This window comes from Leifsonia sp. HAY1-4F, from assembly GCF_056755275.1.
The window spans coordinates 1-294 of the sequence record NZ_JBNDHX010000241.1; the positions used below are offsets into that span (position 1 = coordinate 1).

The window sequence follows — 294 nt, forward strand, 5'->3', positions numbered from 1 at the left end:
GGCACAGCCACCGCTCCGCACCGGATACCGCCGCCCACGCCGGCGCCCCGGGCGCGACCCACAACGGCAGCGGCCACCCGACCCAGGGGCACTGAGCCACCTCCGCATGGAGCTGACGGAGACGGACCGGCCGCGGATCGGCGTGATGGGCGGCACCTTCGACCCGATCCACCACGGTCACCTGGTCGCAGCCAGCGAAGTCGCCCAGTCGTTCGGGCTGGATGAGGTCGTCTTCGTGCCGACGGGCAAGCCTTGGCAGAAGGGTCCGGTCTCGGCGGCGAAGCACCGCTACCC

1 protein-coding gene is annotated in these 294 nt (G+C 72.4%); it reads left to right on the forward strand.

Going from position 1 to position 294, the window contains the following annotated elements; translation table 11 throughout:
* Positions 1-106 precede the first annotated feature (106 nt).
* Positions 107-294 (forward strand): nicotinate-nicotinamide nucleotide adenylyltransferase (locus ACPYOG_RS19380; protein ID WP_481295761.1); only part of this gene is annotated, 188 nt, incomplete at its 3' end.